The 24986-nt window shown below is 67.6% G+C and carries 21 protein-coding genes and 1 pseudogene; 10 read left to right on the top strand and 12 right to left on the bottom strand.

Annotated features, from left to right (window positions below; translation table 11 throughout):
- Window positions 1-146 precede the first annotated feature (146 nt).
- From EIO58_RS02525 to EIO58_RS02515, 3 genes are all read right to left on the bottom strand, one after another.
- A complete protein-coding gene (locus tag EIO58_RS02525; protein WP_127818124.1) occupies window positions 147-1256 on the bottom strand; it encodes a BMP family lipoprotein in 1110 nt (369 codons plus the stop codon).
- Between the two features lie 62 nt (window positions 1257-1318).
- Window positions 1319-2233 carry an ABC transporter permease gene (locus tag EIO58_RS02520; RefSeq protein WP_127818123.1) on the bottom strand — a complete coding sequence of 305 codons (915 nt, stop codon included), beginning with the start codon at window positions 2231-2233 and terminating at the stop codon, window positions 1319-1321.
- Between the two features lie 3 nt (window positions 2234-2236).
- A complete protein-coding gene (locus EIO58_RS02515; RefSeq protein ID WP_127818122.1) occupies window positions 2237-3250 on the bottom strand; it encodes an ABC transporter permease in 1014 nt (337 codons plus the stop codon).
- A 147-nt stretch (window positions 3251-3397) separates the two neighbouring features.
- On the opposite strand from EIO58_RS02515, the gene EIO58_RS02510 reads away from it, so the two are divergent.
- Window positions 3398-4045, top strand: coding sequence for a GntR family transcriptional regulator (locus EIO58_RS02510; RefSeq protein WP_240658531.1), 648 nt, complete (start codon window positions 3398-3400; stop codon window positions 4043-4045).
- 168 nt (window positions 4046-4213) lie between these two features.
- Here EIO58_RS02510 and EIO58_RS02505 read toward each other — a convergent pair whose 3' ends face one another.
- A complete protein-coding gene (locus tag EIO58_RS02505; protein WP_127818120.1) occupies window positions 4214-4786 on the bottom strand; it encodes a YdeI/OmpD-associated family protein in 573 nt (190 codons plus the stop codon).
- A 66-nt stretch (window positions 4787-4852) separates the two neighbouring features.
- Here EIO58_RS02505 and EIO58_RS02500 point away from each other — a divergent pair, with 66 nt between their 5' ends.
- Window positions 4853-5470 (top strand): recombinase family protein, encoded by a 618-nt coding sequence (locus EIO58_RS02500; RefSeq protein WP_446723858.1) that lies wholly within the window; start codon window positions 4853-4855, stop codon window positions 5468-5470.
- On the opposite strand, the gene EIO58_RS02495 is transcribed toward EIO58_RS02500, so the two are convergent.
- From EIO58_RS02495 to EIO58_RS02480, 4 genes are all read right to left on the bottom strand, one after another.
- Window positions 5467-5871 (bottom strand): PIN domain-containing protein, encoded by a 405-nt coding sequence (locus EIO58_RS02495; protein WP_127818119.1) that lies wholly within the window; start codon window positions 5869-5871, stop codon window positions 5467-5469. The two genes, EIO58_RS02500 and EIO58_RS02495, sit on opposite strands and share 4 nt — an antisense overlap.
- Complete coding sequence (locus EIO58_RS02490) at window positions 5868-6089, bottom strand: type II toxin-antitoxin system VapB family antitoxin (protein ID WP_127818118.1); 222 nt, start codon at window positions 6087-6089, stop codon at window positions 5868-5870. Before EIO58_RS02490 ends, EIO58_RS02495 begins: the two co-directional genes overlap by 4 nt.
- Window positions 6090-6256: 167 nt before the next feature.
- On the bottom strand, window positions 6257-7186 hold the full coding sequence (locus EIO58_RS02485; protein ID WP_127818117.1) for a hypothetical protein: 930 nt from the start codon (window positions 7184-7186) through the stop codon (window positions 6257-6259).
- Window positions 7179-7673 carry a hypothetical protein gene (locus tag EIO58_RS02480; RefSeq protein WP_127818116.1) on the bottom strand — a complete coding sequence of 165 codons (495 nt, stop codon included), beginning with the start codon at window positions 7671-7673 and terminating at the stop codon, window positions 7179-7181. The genes EIO58_RS02485 and EIO58_RS02480 overlap by 8 nt, the downstream gene beginning before the upstream one ends.
- 792 nt (window positions 7674-8465) lie before the next feature.
- On the opposite strand from EIO58_RS02480, the gene EIO58_RS02475 reads away from it, so the two are divergent.
- The 3 genes from EIO58_RS02475 (at window position 8466) to EIO58_RS02465 (ending at window position 10046) form a co-directional block, all read left to right on the top strand.
- Window positions 8466-8963, top strand: coding sequence for a hypothetical protein (locus EIO58_RS02475; RefSeq protein ID WP_127818115.1), 498 nt, complete (start codon window positions 8466-8468; stop codon window positions 8961-8963).
- 239 nt (window positions 8964-9202) lie between these two features.
- On the top strand, window positions 9203-9724 hold the full coding sequence (locus tag EIO58_RS02470) for a DUF1643 domain-containing protein (protein ID WP_127818114.1): 522 nt from the start codon (window positions 9203-9205) through the stop codon (window positions 9722-9724).
- A gap of 127 nt (window positions 9725-9851) precedes the next feature.
- Window positions 9852-10046 carry a hypothetical protein gene (locus EIO58_RS02465; RefSeq protein WP_127818113.1) on the top strand — a complete coding sequence of 65 codons (195 nt, stop codon included), beginning with the start codon at window positions 9852-9854 and terminating at the stop codon, window positions 10044-10046.
- Between the two features lie 16 nt (window positions 10047-10062).
- On the opposite strand, the gene EIO58_RS02460 is transcribed toward EIO58_RS02465, so the two are convergent.
- Window positions 10063-10398 carry a hypothetical protein gene (locus EIO58_RS02460; protein WP_127818112.1) on the bottom strand — a complete coding sequence of 112 codons (336 nt, stop codon included), beginning with the start codon at window positions 10396-10398 and terminating at the stop codon, window positions 10063-10065.
- A 257-nt stretch (window positions 10399-10655) separates the two neighbouring features.
- Between EIO58_RS02460 and EIO58_RS02455 the strand changes: the two are divergent.
- Window positions 10656-11240 (top strand): annotated as a pseudogene (locus tag EIO58_RS02455) (recombinase family protein).
- 85 nt (window positions 11241-11325) lie between these two features.
- Here EIO58_RS02455 and EIO58_RS02450 read toward each other — a convergent pair.
- Entirely contained in the window at window positions 11326-11643 is a 318-nt protein-coding gene (locus EIO58_RS02450) for a hypothetical protein (RefSeq protein WP_205789098.1), read from the bottom strand.
- A 501-nt stretch (window positions 11644-12144) separates the two neighbouring features.
- Here EIO58_RS02450 and EIO58_RS02445 point away from each other — a divergent pair.
- Together EIO58_RS02445 and EIO58_RS02440 are read left to right on the top strand one after the other, a co-directional pair.
- Window positions 12145-12447 carry an alpha/beta fold hydrolase gene (locus EIO58_RS02445; protein WP_127818111.1) on the top strand — a complete coding sequence of 101 codons (303 nt, stop codon included), beginning with the start codon at window positions 12145-12147 and terminating at the stop codon, window positions 12445-12447.
- 1 nt (window position 12448) lies between these two features.
- The gene (locus tag EIO58_RS02440; RefSeq protein WP_127818110.1) at window positions 12449-13012 is read left to right on the top strand and encodes a dihydrofolate reductase family protein; all 564 of its coding nucleotides are present in this window, start codon (window positions 12449-12451) and stop codon (window positions 13010-13012) included.
- 137 nt (window positions 13013-13149) lie between these two features.
- On the opposite strand, the gene EIO58_RS02435 is transcribed toward EIO58_RS02440, so the two are convergent.
- Together EIO58_RS02435 and EIO58_RS02430 are read right to left on the bottom strand one after the other, a co-directional pair.
- Window positions 13150-16536 (bottom strand): family 43 glycosylhydrolase, encoded by a 3387-nt coding sequence (locus EIO58_RS02435; protein WP_127818109.1) that lies wholly within the window; start codon window positions 16534-16536, stop codon window positions 13150-13152.
- 122 nt (window positions 16537-16658) lie between these two features.
- On the bottom strand, window positions 16659-20159 hold the full coding sequence (locus tag EIO58_RS02430) for a family 43 glycosylhydrolase (RefSeq protein WP_164861503.1): 3501 nt from the start codon (window positions 20157-20159) through the stop codon (window positions 16659-16661).
- Window positions 20160-20380: 221 nt separating this feature from the next.
- Here EIO58_RS02430 and EIO58_RS02425 point away from each other — a divergent pair, with 221 nt between their 5' ends.
- Together EIO58_RS02425 and EIO58_RS02420 are read left to right on the top strand one after the other, a co-directional pair.
- On the top strand, window positions 20381-23821 hold the full coding sequence (locus tag EIO58_RS02425) for an immunoglobulin-like domain-containing protein (RefSeq protein WP_164861502.1): 3441 nt from the start codon (window positions 20381-20383) through the stop codon (window positions 23819-23821).
- Window positions 23822-23982: 161 nt separating this feature from the next.
- Complete coding sequence (locus tag EIO58_RS02420) at window positions 23983-24891, top strand: oxygenase MpaB family protein (RefSeq protein ID WP_127818106.1); 909 nt, start codon at window positions 23983-23985, stop codon at window positions 24889-24891.
- The last annotated feature ends 95 nt before the right edge of the window (window positions 24892-24986 follow it).

The raw sequence follows: 24986 nt of genomic DNA, 5'->3' as shown, positions 1-24986 counted from the left end.
GCACGGCCGGGGAGTACGGCATGAGCGGCTTTGGGGTACCTTCAGGCCAGATTGCGGTGATCTCGGATGACTGCGGCATGGGGTGTATCTCCTTCGGTGTGGGTGGGGTGCCGGCGGCACTCAGGCAGGTGCCGCCGACGAGCGTGTCAGAACGTGCAGCCGATGGATGCCGGGTCGAGCGCGGACCCAGTTCCCTTCTCGCTCAGCGACGGGTCGTCGAGGTCTTCGGGGACGACGATGTCGCCGTTGCGGAGCATGTCTTCGACCTCGGCGAGGCGCTGCTCGATTTCCGGGGTGACCGCCACGTTGCCGTGGAAGTCTGCGAGGTCGCCGACGTTGAGGTTGGCGAAGTCGTACGGCAGGTAGGTGTGCGCACCGATCTCGCCCGCAGCGCCCTTCTCGATGATGTCGGCGGTGATCCCGTTGAGGTTGTAGAGGACGCTGGTGAGGACGACGTCGGGCGCGGACTCGTAGTTGTCGAAGTACGACGGGATGACGTACGTCGGCCGTGCGGCGTCGCGGGCGGCGCCGTAGAGGCCGGTCACGGCGCCGTCGACGGCCGAGAGGATGACGTCGGAGCCAGCCGCGATCTGACTGGTTGCGGCTGCCTGCGCAGCGCCGACATCGGAGAACGAGCCGGTGTACTGGATGTCGATCTGCACCTCGGGGTTCACGCAGCGTGCGCCGAGGATGAATCCCTCGGGCTGCCGAGTCACCGCGGGGAAATCACCGCCGGCCACGGAGGAGATCTTGTTGGTCTGGGTCACCATCCCGGCGAGCGCGCCGGCGAGGAAGGTGCCGTCCTGCTGCTTCACGTTCCAGACGCACTGGTTGTCCGGCAAGGCCGCGAGGTCCTCGTCCGTTGCCGCCCAGGGGCCCTGGCAGACGGTGGTGTCTGGGAACTGCTCCGCGATCTGCGTCGCGGCTGCGGTGACAGCTCCGGACATGATGAGAATCAGGTCGTACCCCTGGCTGGCGTAGGACGATGCCTGCTGGACCACGTCGGCGGATTCGACGAGGCCGCCGGCGAACTCCACCTCGATGTTGTCGACATCGATCTCCGAGATTCCGTCGAAGACCGAGTTGGACCAGGAGCGGTCATTCTCCGGGCCGTCCGTGATCACGAGGGCCCGGTACGGGTCGTCTGCTGAGGCCGGCGCGGCGTCACTGGCGTCGCTGGCGCAGGCACTGAGCGCGAGCAAGGGAAGAAGTGCGGCTGCGACCAGGCCGAGCCGGCGGCGGGTGGGTGTTGCCATGAGATTCGGTCTCCTTGATTCGGGTGGTGCGTCGGATGGTGCGGATGGGACAGGTGGGTCGGTCAGCCTCCTCGTTGCCAGGCGACACCGGTCGCGGCCGGGTAGCGAGCAGACCGCGACAGCGCGACGACGATGATCGCCGCGAGGTACGGGAGAGCAAGAATCAACTCGGTGGGGATGCCGGCGAGCAGCGGGATCGATTGAACTTGGTATTGGAGCGCCTGCAGGACTCCGAACGCGAGCGCGGTGACCAGGCCCAGCAGCGGTCGCCAGCGGACGAGGATGACGATGGCGAGCGCGATGTATCCGGTCCCCGCGCTCATGTTGGTGACGAATCCGCCGGATGCGCTCGTCAGGACGATCGTCGCTCCCCCGAGCGCCCCGAGGGTTGTTCCGATGACGAGGGCGATGGTGCGAACCTGGGGGACGCTTATGCCCGCGGAGTCGAGTGCGGCGGGCGCCTCTCCCGCCGCCTTGACGCGCAATCCCCACGTCGTCCGGTCGAGAAGGAGAAGCAGCAGCGGGGCAGCGACGATCGCGGCGTAGACCAGGGCGTTCTGGTTGAACAGTGCCTGGCCGATGATGGGAATGTCGGAGAGGATCGGGATGGCCAGGCGGGGGGCGTTGCTGACGGGCTCCTTGCCTTGGAACGTCGCCCACAGCGCGGTGGTCAGCCCGACGGCAAGGAGGTTCACGACCACGCCGCCGACAACTTGGTCGATCCCTCGCCAGACGTAGAGGATGGCGAGGACGCCACCTGTGGCGAGGCCGACCGCGGCGCCGGTGAAGACCCCGATGAAGGGGTTGCCCGTCTGGGAGTATCCGACTGCTGTTCCCCAGGCGCCAAGGAGAACTGCGCCTTCGATCCCGACGTTGAGGACGCCGGAGCGTTCGGACACGATCTCGCCGAGCAGTGCCCACAGCAGCGGGGCCATGAGGGGAATGGAGACGACAAGGAGTGTCGTGATGGTGTCCACCGGTTACTTCCTCAGGGTGATGACACGGGTAGCGAGGAGAGTGAGTACGAGCACGCCGATGACGACGATCCCGAGCGAAAACGGAAGTCCGGCGCCGATCTGGAGCCCGTTGCTACCGACGGTCAAGGCGGCGAAAAGCAGTGCCGAGAGCGGTATCCATGCGACACGAAGTCCCGCGACGAGCGCGACGACGATTCCGACGAACCCGTAGTTCGAGGAGACCCCCTCGGAGAGTTGTCCCCCGGCGCCGAGGACGAGGAGCGCACCCGCCAGTCCCGCACTGATCCCTGCGATCGCGAAGGTCGAGAGGGTGGTCGAGCGTCGCTCGAATCCGGCTAGTTCGGCGGCTGTCTCGCCGAGGCCGACGGCACGAATTCCGAATCCGAGGCGGGTGCGGGTCATGACGATCGCGCAGATCACGGCGAGCACGCCCGCGACCACGATGCCCAGGTTGACGCCGCCGGCGGTCCAGATCACCGGAAGTCGCGACTCTCGTTCGATCAGGCGGGTCGCCTGACCGCTGGTGTCCGGGAAGATGTGCCGGATCACCAGACCGGCGGCGAAGACTGCGACGAAGTTCATCAGCAGCGAGACGATCATCTCGCTCGCGCCCAGCCACGCCCGGAGCAGGCCCGGGACGAGCGCCCACGCGGCCCCGGCGGCCGCCCCCGCGAGGAGCGAGCTCACCAGAGTGAAGGGGCCCGGTCCCAGCGTCAGCGCCGCGCACACGGCGCCGATGGCACCGGCGAACAGCTGACCCTCGCCGCCGACATTCCACAGTCCGGCACTGAAAGGAATCGCCGCGGCAATTCCGGTGAGCAGAAGCACCGAGGTGATCGTGATGACCTGGCCGATCGTGAACGGGGAGCCGAACGCGCCGGTCCAGAGCGCGCGGTACGCCTCGAGGGGGTTCGCGCCCATCGCAAGGATGACGGCGCTGACCACAGCGAAGGTGAGGGCCACGGCGCCCGCGACAGGCGCGGCTCGCTTGGAAACCTGCGTGAGTGTGATTGTCATCGTCCTGCCGATTGTGCATTGTGCATTATCGATAATCAGTATGATTGGGGGCAGTCGTCACTGAAGACCAGAACGGCTCGCTTTTACAGGCTGTTTACAAGGGCGTTACACCGCCCCCCGCAACCGGCAGAGGACTGCGTGAGTGAGATGAATGGGATCAGATCTGCGGAATCGCAAGTTCTCCAGGTTCTTCGCGAACGGATCCTTCGAGGCGAACTAGCCGTCGGTGACCGGCTCCGTCAGTCAGAGATCGCAGCTGACCTTCGAGTGTCGACCACACCGGTTCGAGAGGCATTTCGCGACCTGGCCGCAGAGGGCCTCGTGCAGATCGACACAAACCGCGGTGCAGTCATCAGGGAGTTCACGCGCGACGAGCTTGTTGAGGTCCTGGAGCTGCAGCTCGTCGTCGAAACGGAGACGCTGGGCCGCGCCGTTCCCAACTACACCGACGATGTGATCGAGCGTGCTGCGATTCTTCACGAGCGCATGCGCGCATCTACAGACCCACTCGAGTTCACGATCATCAACTACGACTTCCACATGCTCCTGTCAGAGCCGAGTGGTCGACGCCGCTCACTGTCGATTCTTCGTGGGCTTTTCAATGTGGCGACCATCCAGATCAAGCAGGACATTGCCGCGTGGGAGGGTCGGCGCGCGGTCGGCGAACAAGACCACGCAGACATGCTCGACGCCGCACGCTCCCGCGACGCGCACCGAATGCTTCAGATCCTGCGGGACCACACCATCCCCGCAATTGAGCACCTCAAGGCCATAGGCACCGAATCGACGCCTTGACAAGCCGCCTCGATGAGCCGCCCGTGAGAAATCGGTAGTTCTCAACGCGGCAGGTCGAGGACGACGCGAGTCAACCAGCGTACGCTCAGGTTCCTCTGTCGGGCAACGCCCGTGGAAGGATCCGAATCGGGTGCTAATGATTCCGCGCTCCTTCTCGCCGCGCGCGACTCAGTGGATCGTCTCGCCCCGCGCGAGCATGGCGACGTACTGAGCGACGCGGGCCGCACGAGTGTCCGGGCGCTTCAGGCTGCTCACGCGGAACGCCATCGCGAAGCGGTTCTGCGCCGACTGCGCGGCGAACGCAGCGGCGATCGCCGGGTCGGCGTCGAGCGCCGCCTGGAGCTCGGACGGGACCTCCCCATCGCGCTGACGGTAGGCGGCGTCCCACCGGCCGTCCGCCCTCGCTCGTTCAATCTCGCGCAGACCAGCGGGTCGCATCCGGCCCGCCTCGATTAGACGGGCGGCGTGCTCGACGTTGACCTTCGACCACACCCCACGCGGCCGGCGCGGTGTGAAGACCTGCAGGAAGTAGTCGGCATCCAACGACTGCTTCTGCCCGTCGATCCAGCCGAAGCACAGCGCGACGTCCAACGCATCCGCATAGGTGATGCCCGGCTTGCTCGACGCCACCTTACGAACGCGCAGCCTGACTCCGTCAGCATCGGGATCGGACTCCAGCCAGCGCTCCCATTCCTCGACGGTATCAACGTGCAACTCGGGCTTGGCAGAGGCTGCGACCATTCTCGAACGGTAGCCCCTCGCCCGGACAGGTTCCTCATTGCGGGCACGACCCGTATTGGTTTCATCGTGAGCGCTCGTCTTCCTAACGACCACAGGTCGCGCGCCACGGTCAACGATCCGGCCGATTTCACCGTGATGGTTCAGCTTTCGGGCGGCGCCCGCTCGGATCCAACGCGGGTGCGCCTCTGCTGTGACGGTGGCACCGTCGGCGGCATGAACGGAATACTGATTGGCTACGCCAGGGTCTCCACAGCGGATCAAGACCTCACCTCGCAGCGAGACGCACTGCTGCGACTGGGAGTGCTCGATTCGAACATCTACGTCGATCACGGGCTGACCGGCACCAACCGGGCCAGGCCCGGACTGCGCGAAGCGCTCGCCGCAGTCCGGGAAGGTGACACGCTCGTGGTCACCAAACTCGACCGGCTCGCCCGATCGGTGAAGGACGCACGCGACATCGCCGACGAACTGACAACGAAAGGCGTCGCGCTCAGTCTGGGCGGGAACAGGTACGACCCCACAGACCCGGTGGGGAGGCTGCTTTTCAACGTGCTCGCCATGGCCGCCGCGTGGCATTCCTCGCCACCTGGGAAGCACGTATCTTTTGAACCCGCATCGTCGTGGCAGCGGCCCCGTCCCATCCGCAACAGGGTTACGGATCGGGTCGGTTCGGAAGTCCCTTAGGCTGCCACGTACTCCTGCCGGACCGCGCCCCGCGTGGCGATCTCGATGAAACCAAAGTCGTGGTCGGAGTTCAGGATGACAGCGTCGTTGACGACCGCGTATGCCGCGATGAGGCAATCGAACGCCGCTGCCGCGCGCATGAGCCCGGTGGACCATAGCGCCTGTTGGACATCCAGGGCTTGCTGCTCGCCGGGATGTTCCCATGCGGGCAGTAACTGCTCCATGTCCGCGCGGAGTTCTTGGTACTCCTGCGGGCTCCGTGCCGAATGGCAGTACTCGAGAACTTGCGGCGGGCAGGTGATGATCAGGTGAGTGGGTGAGAGCTCCCGGAGCCTTGTCGCAATCGCTTCGCTCTTTGAGGCCTTCTGCCAGATGCTGTTGTCGACGAGGTAGGTCGTCACTGGCCGGCAATCGCCGTCGCCGGCGGGATCGTCGGTGCGTCGATCTGGTCAGGCTCGAACGTACGGGCGATGATCCGCTCGACGGCCGCCGGCTGGCGACGGACGGCGATGAGAGTGCGCAGGGCGAGATCCACCGTTTCGCGATTGGAGGTCGTGCCGGCGAGCTCTTTCGCTTGGCGCAGCTCGTCCGGGTCGATATCGATTGACGTGACGGTCATGACTCCTCCTCCGGTTTGTATAGAGCAGTATATAGACCTTCGCTCGACGCCGCGTCGATCTCAAGCGCATGAGGCTTCCATCGAGCCAGATGCCCAAGAAGCCCCCTCCTACGCGCGACACACGTAAACGGATCGGTTACCGCGCCGGCTCTGGTTAGAGCGGTCGCTTACTGTCTTTCTTGACCGTGCCCGATGAAAATACGCGCGAACCGGTCGATCCAGCGTCGCGTCGTCGTCCTTTCGTCGGCCACGGAAGGGATGGGCCGCTGGAGTTCCTCGATCCTTGCCTGGGCGCACTTGTACTTCTCAAATGTCTTGCGAGGTATAAGCCCGGCGTGGCTGGCTTTGAGATCGCGTATTGAGCCTTCGGGAGAGGTCTCGATCCATTTCCGTACCTCTACGGCTTGCTGACGGTAGAGGCGCCGCTGCTCGCGCCAGCGCGGCCAATCGTCATCCTTCCCTACGGTGTAGGCGACTACATACGCGACCACGCTGCGGCGATTGTGGAAGCGAGCATCCCAGACGGGTAGCCAGGTGAAGAGAGTGAGGAGAGTCACCGCCAACCCAATCCACCACCATATGGGCAGGTCGGTGTCGTCGTTGCTGATGCCGTTCGCAAAGAGTGGGATGACCATGTAGAACATGACGAATAGGCCGGGAAGGAACAGCCAAGGGTGCAGCGGCTGGCTCGGCGCTGGGCGGCTGGGGCCGGTGAACGACGCCGGGTCCCGACCGAACAACCGCATCTCGACACGTTGCCGATCCCTGTGGTTCGGCTCGAGGGTCGCCCATGTGATCGCCAGTGCGTCTCCCGCTTCTCTGATTGCCCGCGTCGCCCAGTAGTTCGAGAACAGAACAGACATGTTGCTCAGCGCCCCGACAAGGCAAACAGCGAACAGTGTGGTTGTTAGGCCGGAGCTTCCATCGAACTTGTCCTTATTGGCAATGAGCACCGCTCCTCCGCCGACGAGAAAACCGTTCAGTGTCATGAGCCACGTCATCCGGTGGCCGATGATGTCGTGTTCCTGCTTGAGGCGGTCCGCGAAGACGGAACGAAGGTCCGCTGCAGGAGCCGCCACTGTTGCGTCGTTATGCACGAGTCTCCGTACTGATGATGTTGTGATGTGCGAGGTCGGGGAGAATCTCGGCAGAAATGGGTCCGATGATCGCTATGACGAGTAGCCGCACGTCGGCCTTCGATAGATATGCCGCAGCCGCACGGTGGGTTGAATCGAGCATGAGTGCACCACGGGGCGTTGCATACGCGGGAATGGTAAGCAGGACGGGCTCCGTGTACCGCAAGTACTGGCTGCTGAACGCGTCGATCCGGTCGCGCCGTTGAGGTGTCCAGAACTCCCTGTGCTCAACCGCCTCACCCACCGAGAGGGGCGTCGACTCGGCGTCTCGCCAATCCCCGGGTCCGCCTGCTCGATTCTCGTACCAGACCGTCCGTAGATCCCCGAGTTTGTCGCGATCAGTGATGACCCGCGCCGAGATCGCAACCCTGGAAACCTGCAGAAGATCCCAATTCATCCAGGCCCTGATGTTGTCTCCGAAGAGCCGCCTGAAGTCGCCGAGGTCCATGATGACCACCTCACCACAGATTGCGATCCGCCTACCACCTGCACACTTGTTGACCGCGCGCCCGCCATCCCGCTACCGCGCGGCGCCCGATAGTGCATCGACACCGTTCTGCGCGAGAGCCCATCGGCAGTGGCGCGTCGGTTCGCATCGCCGATGTCGGTGGACCCGCAGATGATTACGCCACGCCGAAATCTCGCTCACCGTTGGTCTCCCCTGTCGTGCCTTATGTGAACCATCGGGTGCTCGAGGAGGCAAAGCAGTACCTCCCTCGCGACCCCGACGAGATGTTGATCGTCGACCGTGTTGCTGCGTTCGTCGAAGGCACCAAGTCATCTCCGAATGTGCGTCTCGCCGTACTTGGCACCCTCGGAGCGCACAGTATGAACGGCGCCGGGAGCCTGGCGCGCTTTCCCGGACACCTGAGGGCTTGGTGTTGTGGCCGGCGGTCAGGCAGATCCCTGCCGGCCGCGACGGTGAACGGTGACGCGCACGAGGGCCGACTGTGCCCCGATCCAGACGCTGATCAGGTCGCGCGCCTGCGCGGGTACCTCCGCCAGGGTGCGCGCCTGCGTCGCGACGCCGAGCTCGGGCACCCGAACATGCCACCACCGGCCATCTCGGTGAACGGTGACCCGGTACGGGCGGGGACGGTGCACGGAAGCCATAAGAGAGCAACGATACGCCGTGCGCGCGTGCGATTCCACGAGAACCGGCGACTGTTCACCTGCCGGACGTCTGTTGCGCATCGGCGCTCAGTAGCATCTGTGACCTTGACCCGACCGAGGGAGTATCGTGTCCGAACCCACGGAGATGCATCCCGTCTTGCTGGAGCTGTTCGACGCCCTGGCGCGTGAGGAAGGGTTGATCGACGGTGGGCCGAGCTGGGTGCGATTCCTGTCCGCCGATGCGGAGATCGTCGCGAAGATCTCGGCCAGCGTATTGGCGGAGATGATCCATGGATCGATCGTCGTATATTCAGCCATGCTTTGGACGCTACGACCGGGCACCGACAAAGCCGAAGTCCTCGATCTGGTCGCACGCCGGTGCAGACGTCGATGCTCGCTTCCTGTGACTGCAGGAGATCCGGGCCCTAGCCGGTCGCCTTCCGTGCGTCTCGACCCGCGGCGTGATGGCGCTAGCGCGTGCCGATCCCGAACGTTCACCTCGCAGGGCGATCCTCGACTCGTGGGGGACGACCGTCTTGGTGCGCGGCTGCTCGTAGCAGCATTCGTCGTGTGTGGCGTGTTGGCCGTTGCAGTGGGCCTCGCGCTTGCGATCTGGCCCGACTAAGCGAGCTCCGCCCAACCGAAGGTCCGGCTCGCGCGTCGAGGAATCCGCTTGCGGGCGGAGGGGGTGACAGAACTTCGCCGCGGTAGGCAGTGGACGTCGCCCCGATCGGTCTCTGAGGGACAGCACGGAGCCGATCTGCGCGCACAGCAACGTCCACGCGTCTCAGTAGAGTCTCGGCATACGCAGAAATGGCCGCCGAGGCCACGCACTGGCGCCTGAAAACTTAGAAGGAGCATCCTGTGACTGAGCAGTGGATCTACGAGCACGCAAGCGATGGCTCGGCTCGCTTCGCGCTGGGCGTCGTCGGCGACAACCCGCTGGTGTGCTTCGGCATCAACCCGAGCACCGCGGTGCCGAACGCTCCTGATCCAACCATCAAGCGCGTGACTCGCTTCGCCGCCGACAACGGCTTCGACAGCTGGGTGATGCTCAACGTCTACCCGCAGATCTCGACAGACCCGAAGGGACTTCACCTCGAGCACAGCACAAACCTGAAGGCCGAGAACGAGCGCCACATCGCCCAGATCGTGCAGGGCCGCGCGACGCTGCTGGCCGCCTGGGGCAACCTTGTCGACTCCCGACCTTACCTGCGACCCCTCTTGCGCGACATCCTGCAGGTCACCACGGACGCAGGGGCGGAGTGGGTATCGCTCGGTAGGCCCACCAACGATGGTCATCCCCGTCACCCGCTCTACGTGCGCGCCGATACGCCGCTGGTGCCGTTCGACGTTGCGGGCTATCTCGCGGTCGCGCGGGTCTGACTGGCTCACACGCCATGGACCATGGAACTCGAAATCACCTCCACGCCCTGCGACACGCTGGTGTGGGCACCCATTTCACAGGAAGCCGCGGAAGCTGCGATGCGAGCTTACGAAGTCCGGCTACTCGGTGCTCGACGCCGCTCCATGGGAGCTGAACAGCCTCGAGCTCATTCCCGAAGGCGAGCACCTCGAGTCCGACCCTGCGCGCATCCTCGACGTCGAGGTCGGCCCATGCGTGCGGTTCCGTCGCCGAGCAGGCAACCGTCACGCCGCCGACTCGCACATCGCGCGCATAGGACATCACAACCTCGCCCTCGCCTGACGGTTGTGAGCCTTCGCTATCCACCCGAAAAGTGCTGAGCCGAGGACCCATCTCGGCCTGATACCGCGCCCTCGAACTCCGGTGCAGCCGCTTGTGCCGTCGCCCAGTCTGGCTCGGCCTGCGGCGCGCAACCGACCATGCCGACCGTGAGCACTCCGAGGAGCGTGAAGAAGGCACGATGGGAACGCATGCCGCCAACGCCGTGACCGTCACCCTCCAGATTCTTGCGCTCGCGACGGCATTCGCGGTCGCGGCAGGCGGTGATGCGGGCGCTGACACGGATGACTGTCTGCGAAAGGTCCATCTGCGGCGTCTTGGCGCGACCGAAGCCGATCGCGAGAACGAGGGACACGCGGTGAGTCACCAAGAGTACGGCGATTGACTCGATAACGGGATCGGTCAGCCCGACTCTCAAACTGTAGATGCGCGCCGGCGGCCCGCCCTCGTTCGCAGCCTGTAAGCGGATCGTTGCGGGCGAATGCCCACGATGGCGCCATTCTCATTCGCTGCCCGCTTGCGGGTCGCTGATCGGCGGGCGGCTCCATCGCATGGCGGCGTGCCGCGTTTCTGAGCCTGTCGGCCGAAGGGCCGCGAGCACATGCTGTCGTCATGAATGAAATCAAAGTCGGCTACGAGCGGGTGTCAACGATCGAGCAGGACGAGTCTGCTCAACGGGATGCCCTCGTGCGACTCGGAGTAGATGAAGCCTGCATCTTTGTAGACCACGGGATGACAGGCGCGAACCGGGCTCGGCCTGGCCTGCGGGAGGCGCTTGCGGCGGTGCGGCGTGGCGACACGCTCGTCGTCACGAAGCTCGATCGCTCGCGCGGTCGCTGAAGGACGCGCGAGACATCGCCGATGAGCTCACCCTCAGGGGCGTCGTCCTGAGTCTGGGCGGGAGCACGTACGATGCGACAGATCCCGTCGGTCGCTTGCTCTTCAACATCCTCGGGATGGTCGCCGAGTTCGAAAGAGATCTCATCCGAGTGCGCACCCGCGAGGGAATGGCGATCGCCCGGGTGAAAGGCAAGCTGAAGGGCAAGCAGCCGAAACTCACCCGCACCCAGGCGAGGACACCTCTACGAAGTCCTCGACAGCGGCGCGTATTCGCAGACCGAGATCGCAGAGTTGTTCAATATCTCGCGCGCAACGATTCACCGCGAGGTCCACCGTCGGGTGGCATCAGCGCATTGAACCGACCACTCCTCGGCCGCCCTTCAGAGCCGACACCCGAGCAGCTCCACTCCGCTCGCCCACCACTCCTCCGTAGACTTGGCGGTCAGTTGCGCTGGAAATAATGCCGCACGGTGTCGTCGCGCTCGACGAGGAAGCGATCGTCGTCGGGGTAGTACACCGCCTTCTCGATGTCGTCTCCTGCGAAGCCCCGGATGCTCTCAAGACTGTCCCAGCGCGAGACCGTCATGATCTCGGTCAACCCGTTCGGGAGTTCGCGCGTCAGTGTCCATGCGTCACGATTGCCCGGTGTCGAGCGGTACTCTTCGACGCCGGTGCGCTCGACATAGTCGACATACTCGTCGCGATCCGCAGTGCGGACGACTCCGCGCCACATTCGGACTACGTTGTGCTCATCGCTCATACCGCCATCCTCGTGTCCGCGGTGGCCGAGCGCGAGAGGCCACAGCTCCCACACCGCGGCCCGGTTCGGGTCCCACACCGTGCCAGTGGGCGCATGCGGACTTCACCGCGCAACGCTTCCCGAAAGGGCCCCACCCTCGCCGGGGTCATGGCAGGCTGTTCGCGAGAGAGGGGGGTGAGGATGGCGATCGAGAGCGAGCATCGCGAATCCGACTCCCCGTGTGTCTCGCGGATCTGGCGAGGCCGCACCTCCGGGACGGGAGTCATGACGTCGGTTGCGACGTCCACGTGGGAGCTGGTGTTTCTGGGAGGACCGTGGCGTCATGCACGCCGCGGCGCGCGGTCCTGAGACGGGGCCCACCTCGGTGGACATCGAGGGCGACTCGGCGTCGTTCGGGATCACCTTCGCCCATGGCACGTCCATGCCGCACCTGCCGGCCCGCGGGCTCGTCGACTCCGGAGCCGAGAGCCCCCACACGCACGGTCGCCATTTCGTGCGGGCGTGCAGCAGGATCGCGACGCCTGGGCGAAGCTCGAGGCGATCGCGCCGACCATCGCGTACGACGCCCGCCAGCTCGGCGACACGATGTCGGGCAAGCCGCTCCGCGCCGACCTGTGGGGGCGGATCGACATCCCCGTCCTGGTGATGCACGGCGACGCCACCTGGCCGTTCCTCCAGACGGGCGCACGTGCCGTCGCAGAGCTGCTGCCGACCGCGACCCTCCGCGCGGTGCCGGGCGAGAACCACGGCACCACCCCTGACGTCCTCGCCGAGGCGTTGTGCGACTTCGTCCGAAAGAACTGACATGGGCGAGATCGTCATGACCGAATTCCTCTCGCTCGACGGCGTCGTGGAGGCGCCCGGAGGCGAAGACTTCCGCTACCCGAACTGGAGCTTCGAATTCGACAGAGGCACAGAGGGCGAGCGCTTCAAGGAACTCGGATCGCTCCAGGCTTCGGCGCTGCTGCTCGGGCGGGTCACCTACGAGGGCTTCGCAAGCGCGTGGCCGCAATACGAGGGCGAGCTCGCCGACAAGTACAACAGCATGCCGAAGTTCGTCTTCTCGAGCACGCTCGAGAACCTGGAATGGACGAACACGACGGTGCTTCGCGGCGACCTGCGCGAGGAGGTGTCACAGCTGACCCGCGAGATCGAGGGCGAGATCTCGGTGCCCGGCAGCATCCGACTCGTCCAGGGCCTCCTTGCGGAAGACCTGGTCGACGAACTCCATCTGATGACCTTCCCGGTCGCCCTCGGGTACGGCCGCACCCTCTGGGGTCAGACGCCCGACAAGAGCGCCTGGAACCTCACCGAGGCGACGACGTACGGCGACGGCGTCCTCGTCACTATCCACCAGCGGCGGCGGTGACCCCAGGGCGCTGCACCGACACGCCGAACACGAGGGGCCCGCCGCGGACGTGCGCTCTGGGCGTGCGACTGCGCGCCGCGGGGTCGGTACTCACCCGCGGCGCGCGTCGCGACGGCCGTTCTCGCGGCCGGGTCAGGTCACCCGCACGAGGCGGGCGAGGTGCTCACCTCCGTCGTGTCGGTCACGTCCGAGCCGGCGACGGTAGCCGACGCCGTCAGCGTGATCGAGCCGGCGGGGATGACCGGAAGGCGCGTCGTGAACGACGCCGAGGCGCTCTTGCCGGCGGCGAGCGACGTGAACGTCTTCGTGCCATAGGCGCCCGACAGCGTGACCGACACCGGTACGTCCTCCCCGTTGGCCACCGTGACCACCTGGACGACCTTGCCGCCGACGCAGCGGGTGGCGACGGATGCTTCGACCTCGAGGCCTTCGGACCCGGTGACCGTCACCGTCGCTGTCACCGTCCGGTTCTCGGGTGCGAGCCACTCGGCGTCCGTCATGTCGAGAATCGGGCTGCCGTCCTGGCGGAAGTACACCATCCGCACACCGGAGTCCCGCGTGCCGTTCTGCGTCGCCTTCGCGTGGAAGACGTTGATCAGATTGCCGTCGTCGTCGTACGTGTAGGAGTTGTGCCCTGGCCCCCAGTTGTTGGAGAAGACGCCCTCGTAGCTCCAGATCGCGTTGTCGCGTACGTGCCATGCCGCCGGGTCGAGCAGGTCGGCGCCGGACGAAGCCGTCGCGAGGCCGACGGCGTACGTCCAGTCGATGTTCGAGCCGGAGAAGGTGATCATGACCTTCCCGTCGCGCTGGATGACGAACGGCCCCTCGGCGACCGCCGAGGTGTTGGTCGACCAGCCCTTGTCCGGGTACACGATCGTCGACCGCGGGCTGGAGAGCCGCCAAGGGCCCGTGGCCGAGGGCGTGACGGTCGCGATCTTCACGACGGCCGGTCCGGTGGACGGCGAGACGATCCGCTCCGACCAGGCGACGTAGTCCGTGCCGTCGTCCTCGAAGTGGGTCATGTCGAGGGTGATCCCGGTGCCGTACGTCGTGAGCGGCTCGCCGGCCGCGTCGACGACGCGCTGCGGGGCCTCCCAGTCGGCGCGGACGAGCGGGTTGCCGCCCGTCTTCAGTCGCATCGTGTACGACTGCACGCCCGTCCACGAGTTGACGCTGTTGGCGTTGGCGGCGAAGAGGATGTACAGGTCGCCGTCGACGACGTGCAGCTCGGGCGCCCACAGCTGGGCGTTCGTGCTGGTTCCCGACAGGCCGTAGCCGAGGATGCGGTTGTCAGGCGCGGAGCCGAGCCCGGCGATCGTGTCGGCCGAGCGGATGAAGAACTCGTCCTGCCCGCTGTCGTCCGTCGCGATGTACAGCCAGGTCTTCTCGCCGTCCGGGAGCGTGTAGCGGAGGACGTGCGGGTCTGCCCGGTTCGGCAGCAGCGGGAAGATCGTGTCGGTGCGCTCGAGCGTTCCGGTCACGGTGTACTCCCCCGGCGTCGACGGGTCGACGGCCGATGTGTCCCAGTCGACGCGGAAGTCGTGCGTGCCCCCATCCGAGTAGTCGGCCGTGACCTTCTCCGGCAGCTCGATCTCGCCGCCGGCAGTGACGGTCACGTCGTCGGGCGCCTGCAGGCCCGTGTTCCGCACGCGTCCGAGCAGCTGCTCGGCGACGCGCGCCTCGGACGCCGTGACGGGAACGATCGAGGCCGTCTCCGCGTAGGGGACGTCGATCGTGCCGGTGCGCCCGCCGGGCTGCTGACCGACCTTGACCGCCGCCACCGCGTCGAAGTCGGCGGTGGTCCCGGTCAGCGTGGAACCGGCAGTGCTGGTCCACGCGATGCGGTAGGCGCCGACGCGGGAGTCCCACTCCGCCGAGACGGCGCCCGCCCCCTGGCCCGGAAGCGGGAGGAATCCCACCTCGCTCCAGTCCACGAGGTCCGGCGAGGTGAAGACGAGCGCACCGGCCGCGTCGGGCGTCCCGGCGGCGGACGTGCGCCGCGCGATCATTCCGAATCCTTCATCGCCCGACAGGCGGAACACGTAGGGCTGCGCGATGTAGCGCTTCGTTCCGTTGTTCGTCTCGGTCATGCCGCTGACAGTGGGGAACACCACGCCGGCACCGGAGTTCAGCGCGGTGAACGTCGCGCCGTCGGCGCTGAGCGCGAGGTGCCCGGAGCGCGTGACCTCGGGATCGTCGCCGCCGCGCGTGTTCCTGGACGTGGTGTACGCAGCCAGGCGCGAAGCTCCCGCCTCGGCGATGCGCACGTCGATCTGAGTGGTGGCGGCGTCCGCCCCGGTGCCGACGACTGCCTGCAGCGTGGCGGCGGCCAGGCCCGTGGCGGGGGCGGCGGTGATGGTCCCTTCTGAGACCGATCCCGCGCCGGACACGTGAGACCACACGACGGGCAGTCCCAGTGCCGTGGCCGGCAGCACGTAACCCTCTTCGAGCACGGACGGCAGCAGCAGGGTCTCCGCTGCGCGCGTCGCCTGCTCGGCGGCCGTCGGGGCCTTCAGCACCGTGACCTCGAAATCCTTGGTCGCCGCCTGCCCGCGCACCGTCGCCGTCGCCGTCAGGGTGACGACCGTGTCAGCCGAGGGCCGGGTGACCTGACCGTTCGCGGCCACGATTCCGGCGGGCCGCGACGTCCACGTCACGCCGCCGGCCGTCGGCAGCACGAGGTCCGACTCGACCTCGGCCAGGTCCTGCACGTTGGCAGCGGCGAGGTCGATCGCGTTCGCCACCTCGGCGGCGGTGGCCGCGGCATCGGTGGCCGACGCCGTCGCGATGTCGGCATCCGGCAGCGCCTCGCTGTACACCCGGAACGCCGAGACGCCGCCCTGATACAGGGCGTCGCCCGCGTAGGCGCTCTTGCCGATGAAGTTCATCGTGTGCGTCGCGAGGTCGCTGAGGGCGACGGTGGAGTCGGCCTTCTGCGCGACGAGCGCACCGTCGATGTAGAGCTTCAGCGTCGAGGTCGTCGCCTCGGCGTTCTTCTCGATCGTGGCCGCGACCGACTGCCATCGGCCCTCCACGAGCTTGGTCGCCGAGGTGACAGACTGCTCGCCCGACCAGTTGGCCGTCGAGATCGCGACGCGGGGCGCGACGGGCTGGATGAAGAATTGCCCCGTCGCCGAGTCTCCCGATCCGCCGATGTTCCAGAGGAACCTGTTCCCCGAGAGCGCCGTCGGGCTCGTCTCGATGACGATCGTCGCAGCGCTCTGCCCGGCGAGGAGGTTGTTCGGCAGCTGAACGTGGTTCGCGCCGGTGAACTGCATGTACCCGCCGCGCCAGGCCGCTCCACCGACGACGGCGCCGTCGCGACCGGCGCCCGAGATGTCGTGCAGCACGGTGCCGCTCGTCTCGGAGAAGTCGTACGAGGCCAGCAGCGACGGCGGCTCTTCCGCCGCGGCGGGGGCGGTCGCGCCGATGGTGCCTGCGACCAGCGCGGCTCCGATCACGCCGGCGAGCACTTTCCTCCTACGCGCGCCTCCCGACTCGGGCCCGATGTGTGTGCGATTCACTGCATATTCCTTTCTCAGCCGCAGTTCGCGGAGGGGTAGTGGGTGTCGGTGGTGAACGTGACGGGGCTGCGCCGGCGACGGATGCCGCGGCCCGGGCGCGCTCGCACCAGCGCCGCGTGGTCTCATCCGCAGCTGGTCGCCGCGAACGCGACGTCCTGGTCGAACTCGACGGACTCGCCGGCGACGGTCGCCGATGCATCGACGCCGACCGTTCCCGGTTCGATCGCCGGCAGGCGGGACGAGAAGGCCTGCGACACGGTCTTGCCGGCGCCGACCGACACCGTCTTCGCGCCGTACGGCGACGCGATCGCCACCGCCACCGGGAACGCCTCGCCGTTGGCGACCGACACCGTCTGCACGACCTTGCCCGCCACGCAGCGCGCCGCCACGATCGCCGACACGTCGAGCGCCGGCTCGGGCTCGCCCACGACGGTGACGGTCACCGACACGGCACGGTTGTCGGGCGCGATCTCTTCGTCGGACTCCATGTCGAAGATGGGGAGGCCGTCAGCGGCGAAGTGCACGCGGCGCACGAAGGTGTCGCGGCCGGTGAGTCCGTTGTTGCTCGTGCGGGCGTGGAAGACGTAGAGAAGGTTGTCGTCCTCGTCGTGCGACCACATGCCGTGGCCGGTGCCCAGCTGCCATGCCCCGTTGAACAGACCCGACTTCTGGATCGGGTAGTTCAGCTTCGACCAGGCGGCGGGATCGGTCAGGTCGACGCCCTCGCCGGCCGTGGCGGTGGCCAGGCCCGTGGTGTACGTGTCGCCGACGGTCGAGCCGGAGTAGATCATGTACAGCCTGCCGTCGCGTACGTGCACGTTCGGGCCTTCGGCGATGGTGTTGTCCCACGCGTACTCGGGGGCGAGGATCCGCACGGGGGCGGAGGTCAGCCGGGTCGGATTCGCCGGGTCCATCTTCGCGATGAAGATCGAGCCGAGCATCTGCCACGCGTAGTAGGACTGACCCGAGTCCTGGAAGTACGTCATGTCGAGTGAGATGTTCTGCACCGGGTTGAGGATCGACCCGTCGGCGCGAAGCACCTTCTGTGCCTTCGTCCAGTTCGCCGGGACGGCCGGATTCAGGTCGTTGCCCTGCGCATCCTGCTTCAGCTGGATGATGCTGGCCCGTCCAGTCCACATGTCGGGGCGACCGTTCGAGCCGTTGTAGCAGGGCATGAACAGGATCGACAGGCGACCGTCGATGACGTGGAACTCGGGTGCCCAGAAGCATCCGGTCATGACGCCGCCGTCGGCGTCGGTGTCGCCCGCGCGCAGGAGATCGATCTCGACGTTGCGCCCATCCGCGATCGCCTCGTCGGAGAGGTCCTCGATGCGGTCGGCGATGCGGATCGGCATGTGGGGACCGTTCGCGGGGTCGATCGGGTTGAGGTTGAGGTCCTCGGTCGCGATCATCAGGAACTTCTCGTCGCCGTTCCAGTCGAATCGGAAGATCGACGGATCGGCGCGCTCATCGGCGAAGGGGGTTGCGTACTCGGGCTGCTTGACCGTGCCGGTCACCTCGTACGTGCCCGGCGTGCCGGTGTCGACGGCCTCGATCGCCTCCTCGTCCCACGCGATCGCGCGGCTCGCCGACGAACCGTCGCTGTACGACAGCTGCGCCCGCTCGGGCAGCACCGCCTCGAGCGACTCTCCCGCCTCGAGCTCGACGTCGTCGAGCGCCGCGATGCCGGTGTTGACGACGCGCCCGAACCGCACCTGCAGCGCGTCGACGATCTCAGGCGTCACTGCGACGGCATTGCCGCTCGCGTAGTTCGGGACGGCGGCTGCGGCCACGCCGGCCGTGGCGCCGACCGAGCCGCGCAGCACCGGGCCACGCGTGGCGACGTCGGTGAGGTCGCCGAAGGTCGTGTACATCGCCGCGCCCGCATCCGACGTCCACGTCACGACGTAGCGGTCCGACGCCGTGTCGAAGATCACAGCCGGCTCGTTGACGCCGCTCGTGACCCCGACGTCGACGAGCCCGACCTCTTCATACGACAGCAGGTCGGCGCTGCGGGCGAAGAGGAGCCGGCTCGACTGCGTGCCGTCCGAGGAGCCGCCCCGCGCCGTCCGGGTCGCGACGATGCCGAAGTCTCCGTCGGCGAGGTAGAAGATGTGCGGGTTGCGGAGACTGCGCAGAATGCTCTCTGTGGTTCCGTTGGCCGGCGGCGTCGTCGACGTCCTCGGGAAGAAGATGCCGTAGTTCTCGTTCAGCGGCGTCCACCCGGCGGCGTCCTCGAGGGCGAGGTGCATGCTGAGTGCGACGTCGGCGTTGTTCGCCTCCGACACGGTCGTCGGCGTCCGGTGGTAGGCCAGCAGCTGCGTGGACGTCTCGGGCAGCACGCGTACCTGGAACCGTCTGATGGACGAGCTGCCTGTGGCGACGTCCCTGATGGTCACCTCGACCTCGGCATCGACGGGCTCGCCGGTCGGCGACACGATCGTGTCGCCGACCTCGACGTCGCCTGTGACCGACGTCACCTCGACCGCGGTCCCCTCCGGGGCGGCAGGCAGCGCCGCTCCCGAACGCACGACGGACGGGATGACGAACCGCTGCGCGAGCCGGTCGGCACGCTCCTGCGCGGTCTCGGTCGACGGCAGCACGGTCACCGTGATCGTCTTCGACGCCGTGATGCCGCGCACGGCCGCGGTCGCGGTCAGCTCGACCGGGATCGCCGGCTCACCGGCGAGAGGCGCCGTGACCGAGCCGCTGTCCGACACGACATCGGGGTTGCTCGAAATCCAGGTCACGCGGCCACTGGACGTCGGCAGGTCGATGTCGGCGCTCGTCTCGCGGTCGGTCAGGGCGAGCGCATCGATGATCGCCTGTGCCTGCGCCTGCAGTTCGGAGGCGTGTGTCTGCGCGTCGTCGGCCGAGACCTCGGCGACCTCGGCAGCGGTGAGCGCGCGGTCGTACACGCGGAAGGCGGAGATCGCGCCCTGGAAGAGCGGGTCCGGCCACGGCGCGCGGCCGATCGTGTTGAGCGACTGGTCGACGATGTCGGCCGGCGTCGCGCCGACGTTGCCGTGTGCCGCGCGGACGCCGTCGATGTAGAGGGATGCCGTGCCCGCCGCCCCGTCGACGACCGACGTGACGTTGACCCACGTGTCGGCGGTCAGGCCGCACGACCCCGACTGCACCAGCTGCTCGGCGCCGGCGGACTTGATGCCGACGAGGGGTGAGCGTCCAGAGCCGCAGTTGAGCGACGCGAAGAAGTACTCGGTCGCAGACGACTCGTTGCCGATGTTCCAGAGGAAGTGGAATCCGTTGAGCATGGCGGCCGAGGCCTTCACCTCGGCGGTCACCGTGGCCGACTCCCGGCCCGCGAGCAGGGCGTCGGGCAGCTCCACCCAGTTGCCGGTCGACGTCTTCGCGCCGCCGCGGAGGGTCAGCGAAGAGCCGGTCCAGTCGGTTGCCTGGACATTGCGCACGGTCGCTGGGCCGAAGGCAGAGCCGGTGGCCGTGTTGACCACGGTGGAGCCCGATGCCTCGTCGAAGACATACTCCGCGACAAGTCCATCGCCGGGGACGGCGGCCGTTGCGCCGCTCACCCCCAGACCGAGGACCATCGCGCCGATGGCGGCGAGCGCGGTCGCAGTCTTCCGGGTGCGGGACACTCTCATTCCACTCTCCATCAAGTGAGGCCGAACGTCGTCGAACGGGTGTTATCGCTCACGTTAGCGGTAACCAAACGAAGTCCGCCACTGTCAGACGACGGAACGCCCAATGGGCCCGCCAGACGACTGCCCGGTCGACGGTGGAAATGTGAGCGGTAACGCGCTACTGTGACCGACAATGCCCGCGAACCCGCGCGGGTTGACAGGCCGCGATGGAGAGGTTTGAAATGGCGACGAAGTCTTGGCGGCGCGTCGGAGTGGCGGGGGCTGCGATCGCAGCCCTGGTCATCGGCGTGCTCGCACCGCCGGCAGCGCACGCGGATCCGGTTCCGGAAGACCCGAACCTGATCCTCCACTACGACTTCAGCACCCCTGGGACGGTGACGGATGTCTCGGGCAAGGGCAACGACGGCACGATCCTGGGCACCGGAGCCACCGTCGCCGACGGCGTGCTGACCCTTCCCGGCGGAGCGGCGAACAGCGGGGCCGGCTACGTGCGGTTCCCCGCGAACCTCTTCGACGGAAAGGACACGCTCACGATCTCGACGTGGCTGCGCAACGAGACCGCCGCGGGCAACTACGCCGCGATGTTCTTCGGGTCGGGCACGGGCACCTACCCGGCGCAGTACTGGCTGCTGAACCCGCGCAACCCCCAGAACCGCTTCAAGAGCGTCATCACCAACGGCAATGTGCCGACGGCGCCGTGGGGCACCGAGTACGGCATCTCGCCCACCAACACGGCACAGGGCGTCGCCGGACCCACCACCGGCACGGCGTGGAGCATGTACACGACCGTGATCACGCCGACGTCGATCTCGGGCTACTACAACGGCGCTCTCGTCGGGACGGTCGCGACGACGCGCACGGTCACCGAGTTCGGCACCGACCTGATCGGCTACATCGGCCGTTCCTCGTATGCCGACATCTTCTTCAAGGGCGCGGTCGACGATGTGGTCGTGTCGGGCTCGGCGTACGACGCCGCCCGGATCGCCGAGCTGTATCACCTCAGCGAGCGCACGACGCCCGCGCAGACTCAGGCCGCCCTCGCGGCCGACGCCGACGCCATGTCTCTGCCCGGCGAGACGATCGCGAACATCGCGCTGCCGTCATCCGGCGCCAACCAGTCGCGCATCACGTGGGCGTCGAGCGCGCCCGGGGTGATCGCCGCCGACGGCACCGTCACGCGCCCCGCCGCTGGCCAGGCCGACGCGACCGTGACCCTCACGGCGACATTCTCGCTCGGTGGCGAGACGCTCACGCGTTCGTACGATGTCACCGTGCCCGCCGTCGATCCGCAGCGCGATCTCGAACGCAGCGCTGACGCATTCGACCTCGGCATCGAGGTCGTCACCGACGACATCGTGCTGCGCGACGCCGTCGACGACATCGACGTCTCGTGGGCGTCTTCGAACCCCGCCGTCGTCTCGGCGACCGGCGAGGTCACGCGTCCGTCCGCGGAGACAGCGGTCGAGCTCACCGCCACGTTCTCGCGCGGCGGCCTCAGCACGGAGCGCACGTTCGCCGTGACCGTCAAGGCCGAGGCCGCCGGCCGTGCCGTCGCCTACGTCCGCACCGGCGGAACGGCGAAGACCGAGGTGCTGCACCTCGCCGTGGCGCCCGACGGCGACCCGCTCGTCGCGCTGAACAACAACAAGGGTGTGCTCTACCCGACGTTCGGCACGGGGACCTCGCAGTTCGCGAACCCGACGCTGTTCCGCAACCCCGACGGCACCTTCGGGCTCGTCGCTGCCGACAATGCCGCCAACGGCCGCATCTTCGTCTACACGTCGAACGACCTCGTCACCTTCACGGGCGAGAAGCTGGCGATCACGAACACCCAGGGCATCACCGTCGCCCGCGCCGACGTCGCGTACGACAACGGCAACGGCGCGTACCGCGTGGTGCTGCGCACGCCGGCCGGCGCAGCGCACGAAGTGACGACGAAGGACTTCACGGCCTTCAGTGCGCCGACGCCGGTGACCCCGCCGGCCCCGGAGACCGTGACGGGCCTGCCCACCGGAGCGATCGAGGCGTCGGCTCTGCCCATCACCGCGGCGGAGCTCGCCCATCTGCAGAAGTCGCTCGGCCGCATCGTGAACACGACGGTCGACGCGGGCGACGACGTCGAGGTCGCCGTGGGCGGCGAGCTCGAGCTGCCCGAGAAGGTGCAGCTCGGCTACTCCGACGGCTCGTCCAAGCAGCTCGGCGTCGAATGGGACACCTCGACGGTGGACCTCGCCACGCCGGGCGAGTACACCGTGACGGGCACGGTGAACCAGCCCGTGTACGGCGACGAGAAGGGCATCCTCGTGCCCGAGCGTGCCGACCCGTGGGTGTTCCGCGACGACGAGCGGACCGGTGAGACCGAGTACTACTTCACCGGCTCGTACCCGACGACGCAGGCCAACCCCGGCGTGGGCTATGACCGGATCGTCCTGCGCCGCGCCGACACGATCAACGGCCTCACCACCGCCGAGGAGGAAGTGCTGCTGTGGGCCCGCAACGCGGCCGCCATCGACACGTCCAACGGCTCGAAGGTGGCCACCGGCGCATATCGGTACTTCTGGGCGCCGGAGTTCCACAAGATCAACGGCGACTACTACATCCTGTTCACATCGAGCCGCGGTGGCAGCGTGTGGGACATCCGTCCCGCGATCATGCGCGCGCCGGGCGACAGCGACCCGATGGATGCCTCGAACTGGGAGGAACTCGGCTACATCAAGGCCGCCCCGGGTGACACCGCCGCGTTCACGAGCTTCTCGCTCGACATGACGTACTTCGAGGCGAACGGCAAGCACTACATGGTGTGGGCCGAGAAACCGGGCAGCTCCGACCTGCGCATGGCCGAGATCGACCCGTCGAACCCCAGCCAGCTCACGTCGCAGTCGATCCTGCTCTCGACGCCGAACTACGCATGGGAGCGCACGTCGCGCGAGGTCATCAACGAGGGCGCATCGGTCATCAAGAGCGACAAGGAGGTGTTCGTCTTCTTCTCGGCCTCCGAGGTGAACGAGACGTACTCGATCGGCATGCTGCGCGCGCCGCTCGACGGCGACCTCATGAAGCCGTCGACCTGGAAGAAGACGAGCTACCCGCTCCTGACGTCGGAGGACTTCGGCGGCCAGCAGCAGGGACCCGGCCACAACTCCTTCACGCTCGACGCCGACGGCAACCCGGTGATCGTGTACCACGCGCGTCCTCCGTTCTCGGAGTGGGCGCCCGGCGCCGACGGCGGTCTCAACGACCCGAGCCGGCACGCGCGCGTCAAGACGGTGCATTTCGCCGCCGACGGCTCGGCGGTGCTGAACCAGACGCGCGAGGAGGAGGTCGCGCCCGCCAACCGCACGGTGTCGCTGACGGTCACCGTGGTGGGTCCGGTGCTCGACGTGTCGGCGGCCGTCGCGACGCGCTGCGTGGCCGGCAAGCTCGTGCAGGTCCTGACGGTGAAGAACTCCGAGGAGTTCCCCGTGACCCTCACCGCGACGACGCCCTACGGTACGAAGACCTTCGGCTCGGTCGCCGCCGGCAAGAGCGCTTCGGCATCGTTCACGACCCGGCAGGTCGGGATCCCCGAGGGGAACGTCGCCCTCAAGGCCACTGCGACCGTCGACGGCGCGCCCGTGACGGTCGAGACCGAGGTCGGCTACCCCGCCGCCAGCTGCGGCTGATCGCGCGCGCGTGAGCGCAAGGGCGCCGTCGGGACGACCCGGCGGCGCCCTTCCGCGTCATCGGGCCGAGGCATCCGTCGTCGTGGCACGCTGGAGGGGTGACGCGGATGCCGGGGAGCGAGACCGCCTTGACGAGAGCACCCCGACGCGGCGCGCACAGAATGAAGCTGCGCGCCCGGCTGCTCATCGCACTCTCGGGCGACCCCGACGGTGCGCCGCCGTGGGTGCGCGAGCTCGCCCAGGGCGATGACCGTGGCTGGTTCGCCGAGGACGGTCCGGCATGGACCGTGCACGCCGGCATGGGCACGATGGTCGCCGGCATCCGCGCGCTGCTGCTGCAGGCGCTGCATCCGGGGGCGCTCGCCGGCGTGCATGACTGGTCGCGGTACCGAGAGGATCCGATCGGGCGACTCACCGGCACGGTGCGGTGGGTGATCTGCCTGACGTACGGCTCCCGCGCGCAGGCCCAGCGCGAGACAGCGCGGGTCGGGCGGTTTCACGAGCGCGTCTCGGGCACCTACCGGGCGACGGACGGCACCGAGGTGACGTACTCCGCCGCCGACGCCGACCTCGTGGAGTGGGTGCACCTGGCGTTCACCGACGCCTTCCTCACGTGCCACGAGGCGTGGGGCGGGCCGATCCCGGGCGGTCCCGACGCGTACGTCGCCGAGTGGGCGACGGCCGGCCGCCTCATGCGTGTGTCGGATCCGCCCCGCACCGAGGCGGAGCTGCGCCGGCGCCTCGACGCGCACCTCGAGGCCGGAGTGCTCCGTCGCGACGAGCGGGTCGACGACGTCGTGCGCTTTTTGGGGCGACCGCCGTTCCGCGACTCGCGCTCGATGTCGCTCGCCTACCGCGTGCTCTTCGCGAGCGCGGTGGCGACGATCCCCCGCCGATACCGCGAGCTCCTCGGCCTGCGCCGCACGTGGCTCCCCGTCGTGACGCTCACGCGTGGCATCCTGGCGGTCACCGGGCGCACCCTCTCGGGCGGGCCCCGGGCACAGGACTTCGCACGACGTCGGCTGCGCCGGCTGGAGCAAGCGGATGCCGCGGCGCGCGGTTCCGCGTGAGCCCGAGCGCACGCGGAACGGCCCGCGGTCCGAAGACCGCGGGCCGTTCGCAGCGGGCGGCTCAGGAGCCGCAGTTGACCGCCGGGTAGGCGACC

Source organism: Microbacterium sp. CPCC 204701, assembly GCF_004010105.1.
Taxonomy (GTDB): Bacteria; Actinomycetota; Actinomycetes; order Actinomycetales; family Microbacteriaceae; genus Microbacterium.
The sequence above is the reverse complement of the archived record's forward strand: the minus strand, read 5'-3'. Positions and strand labels throughout refer to the sequence as shown.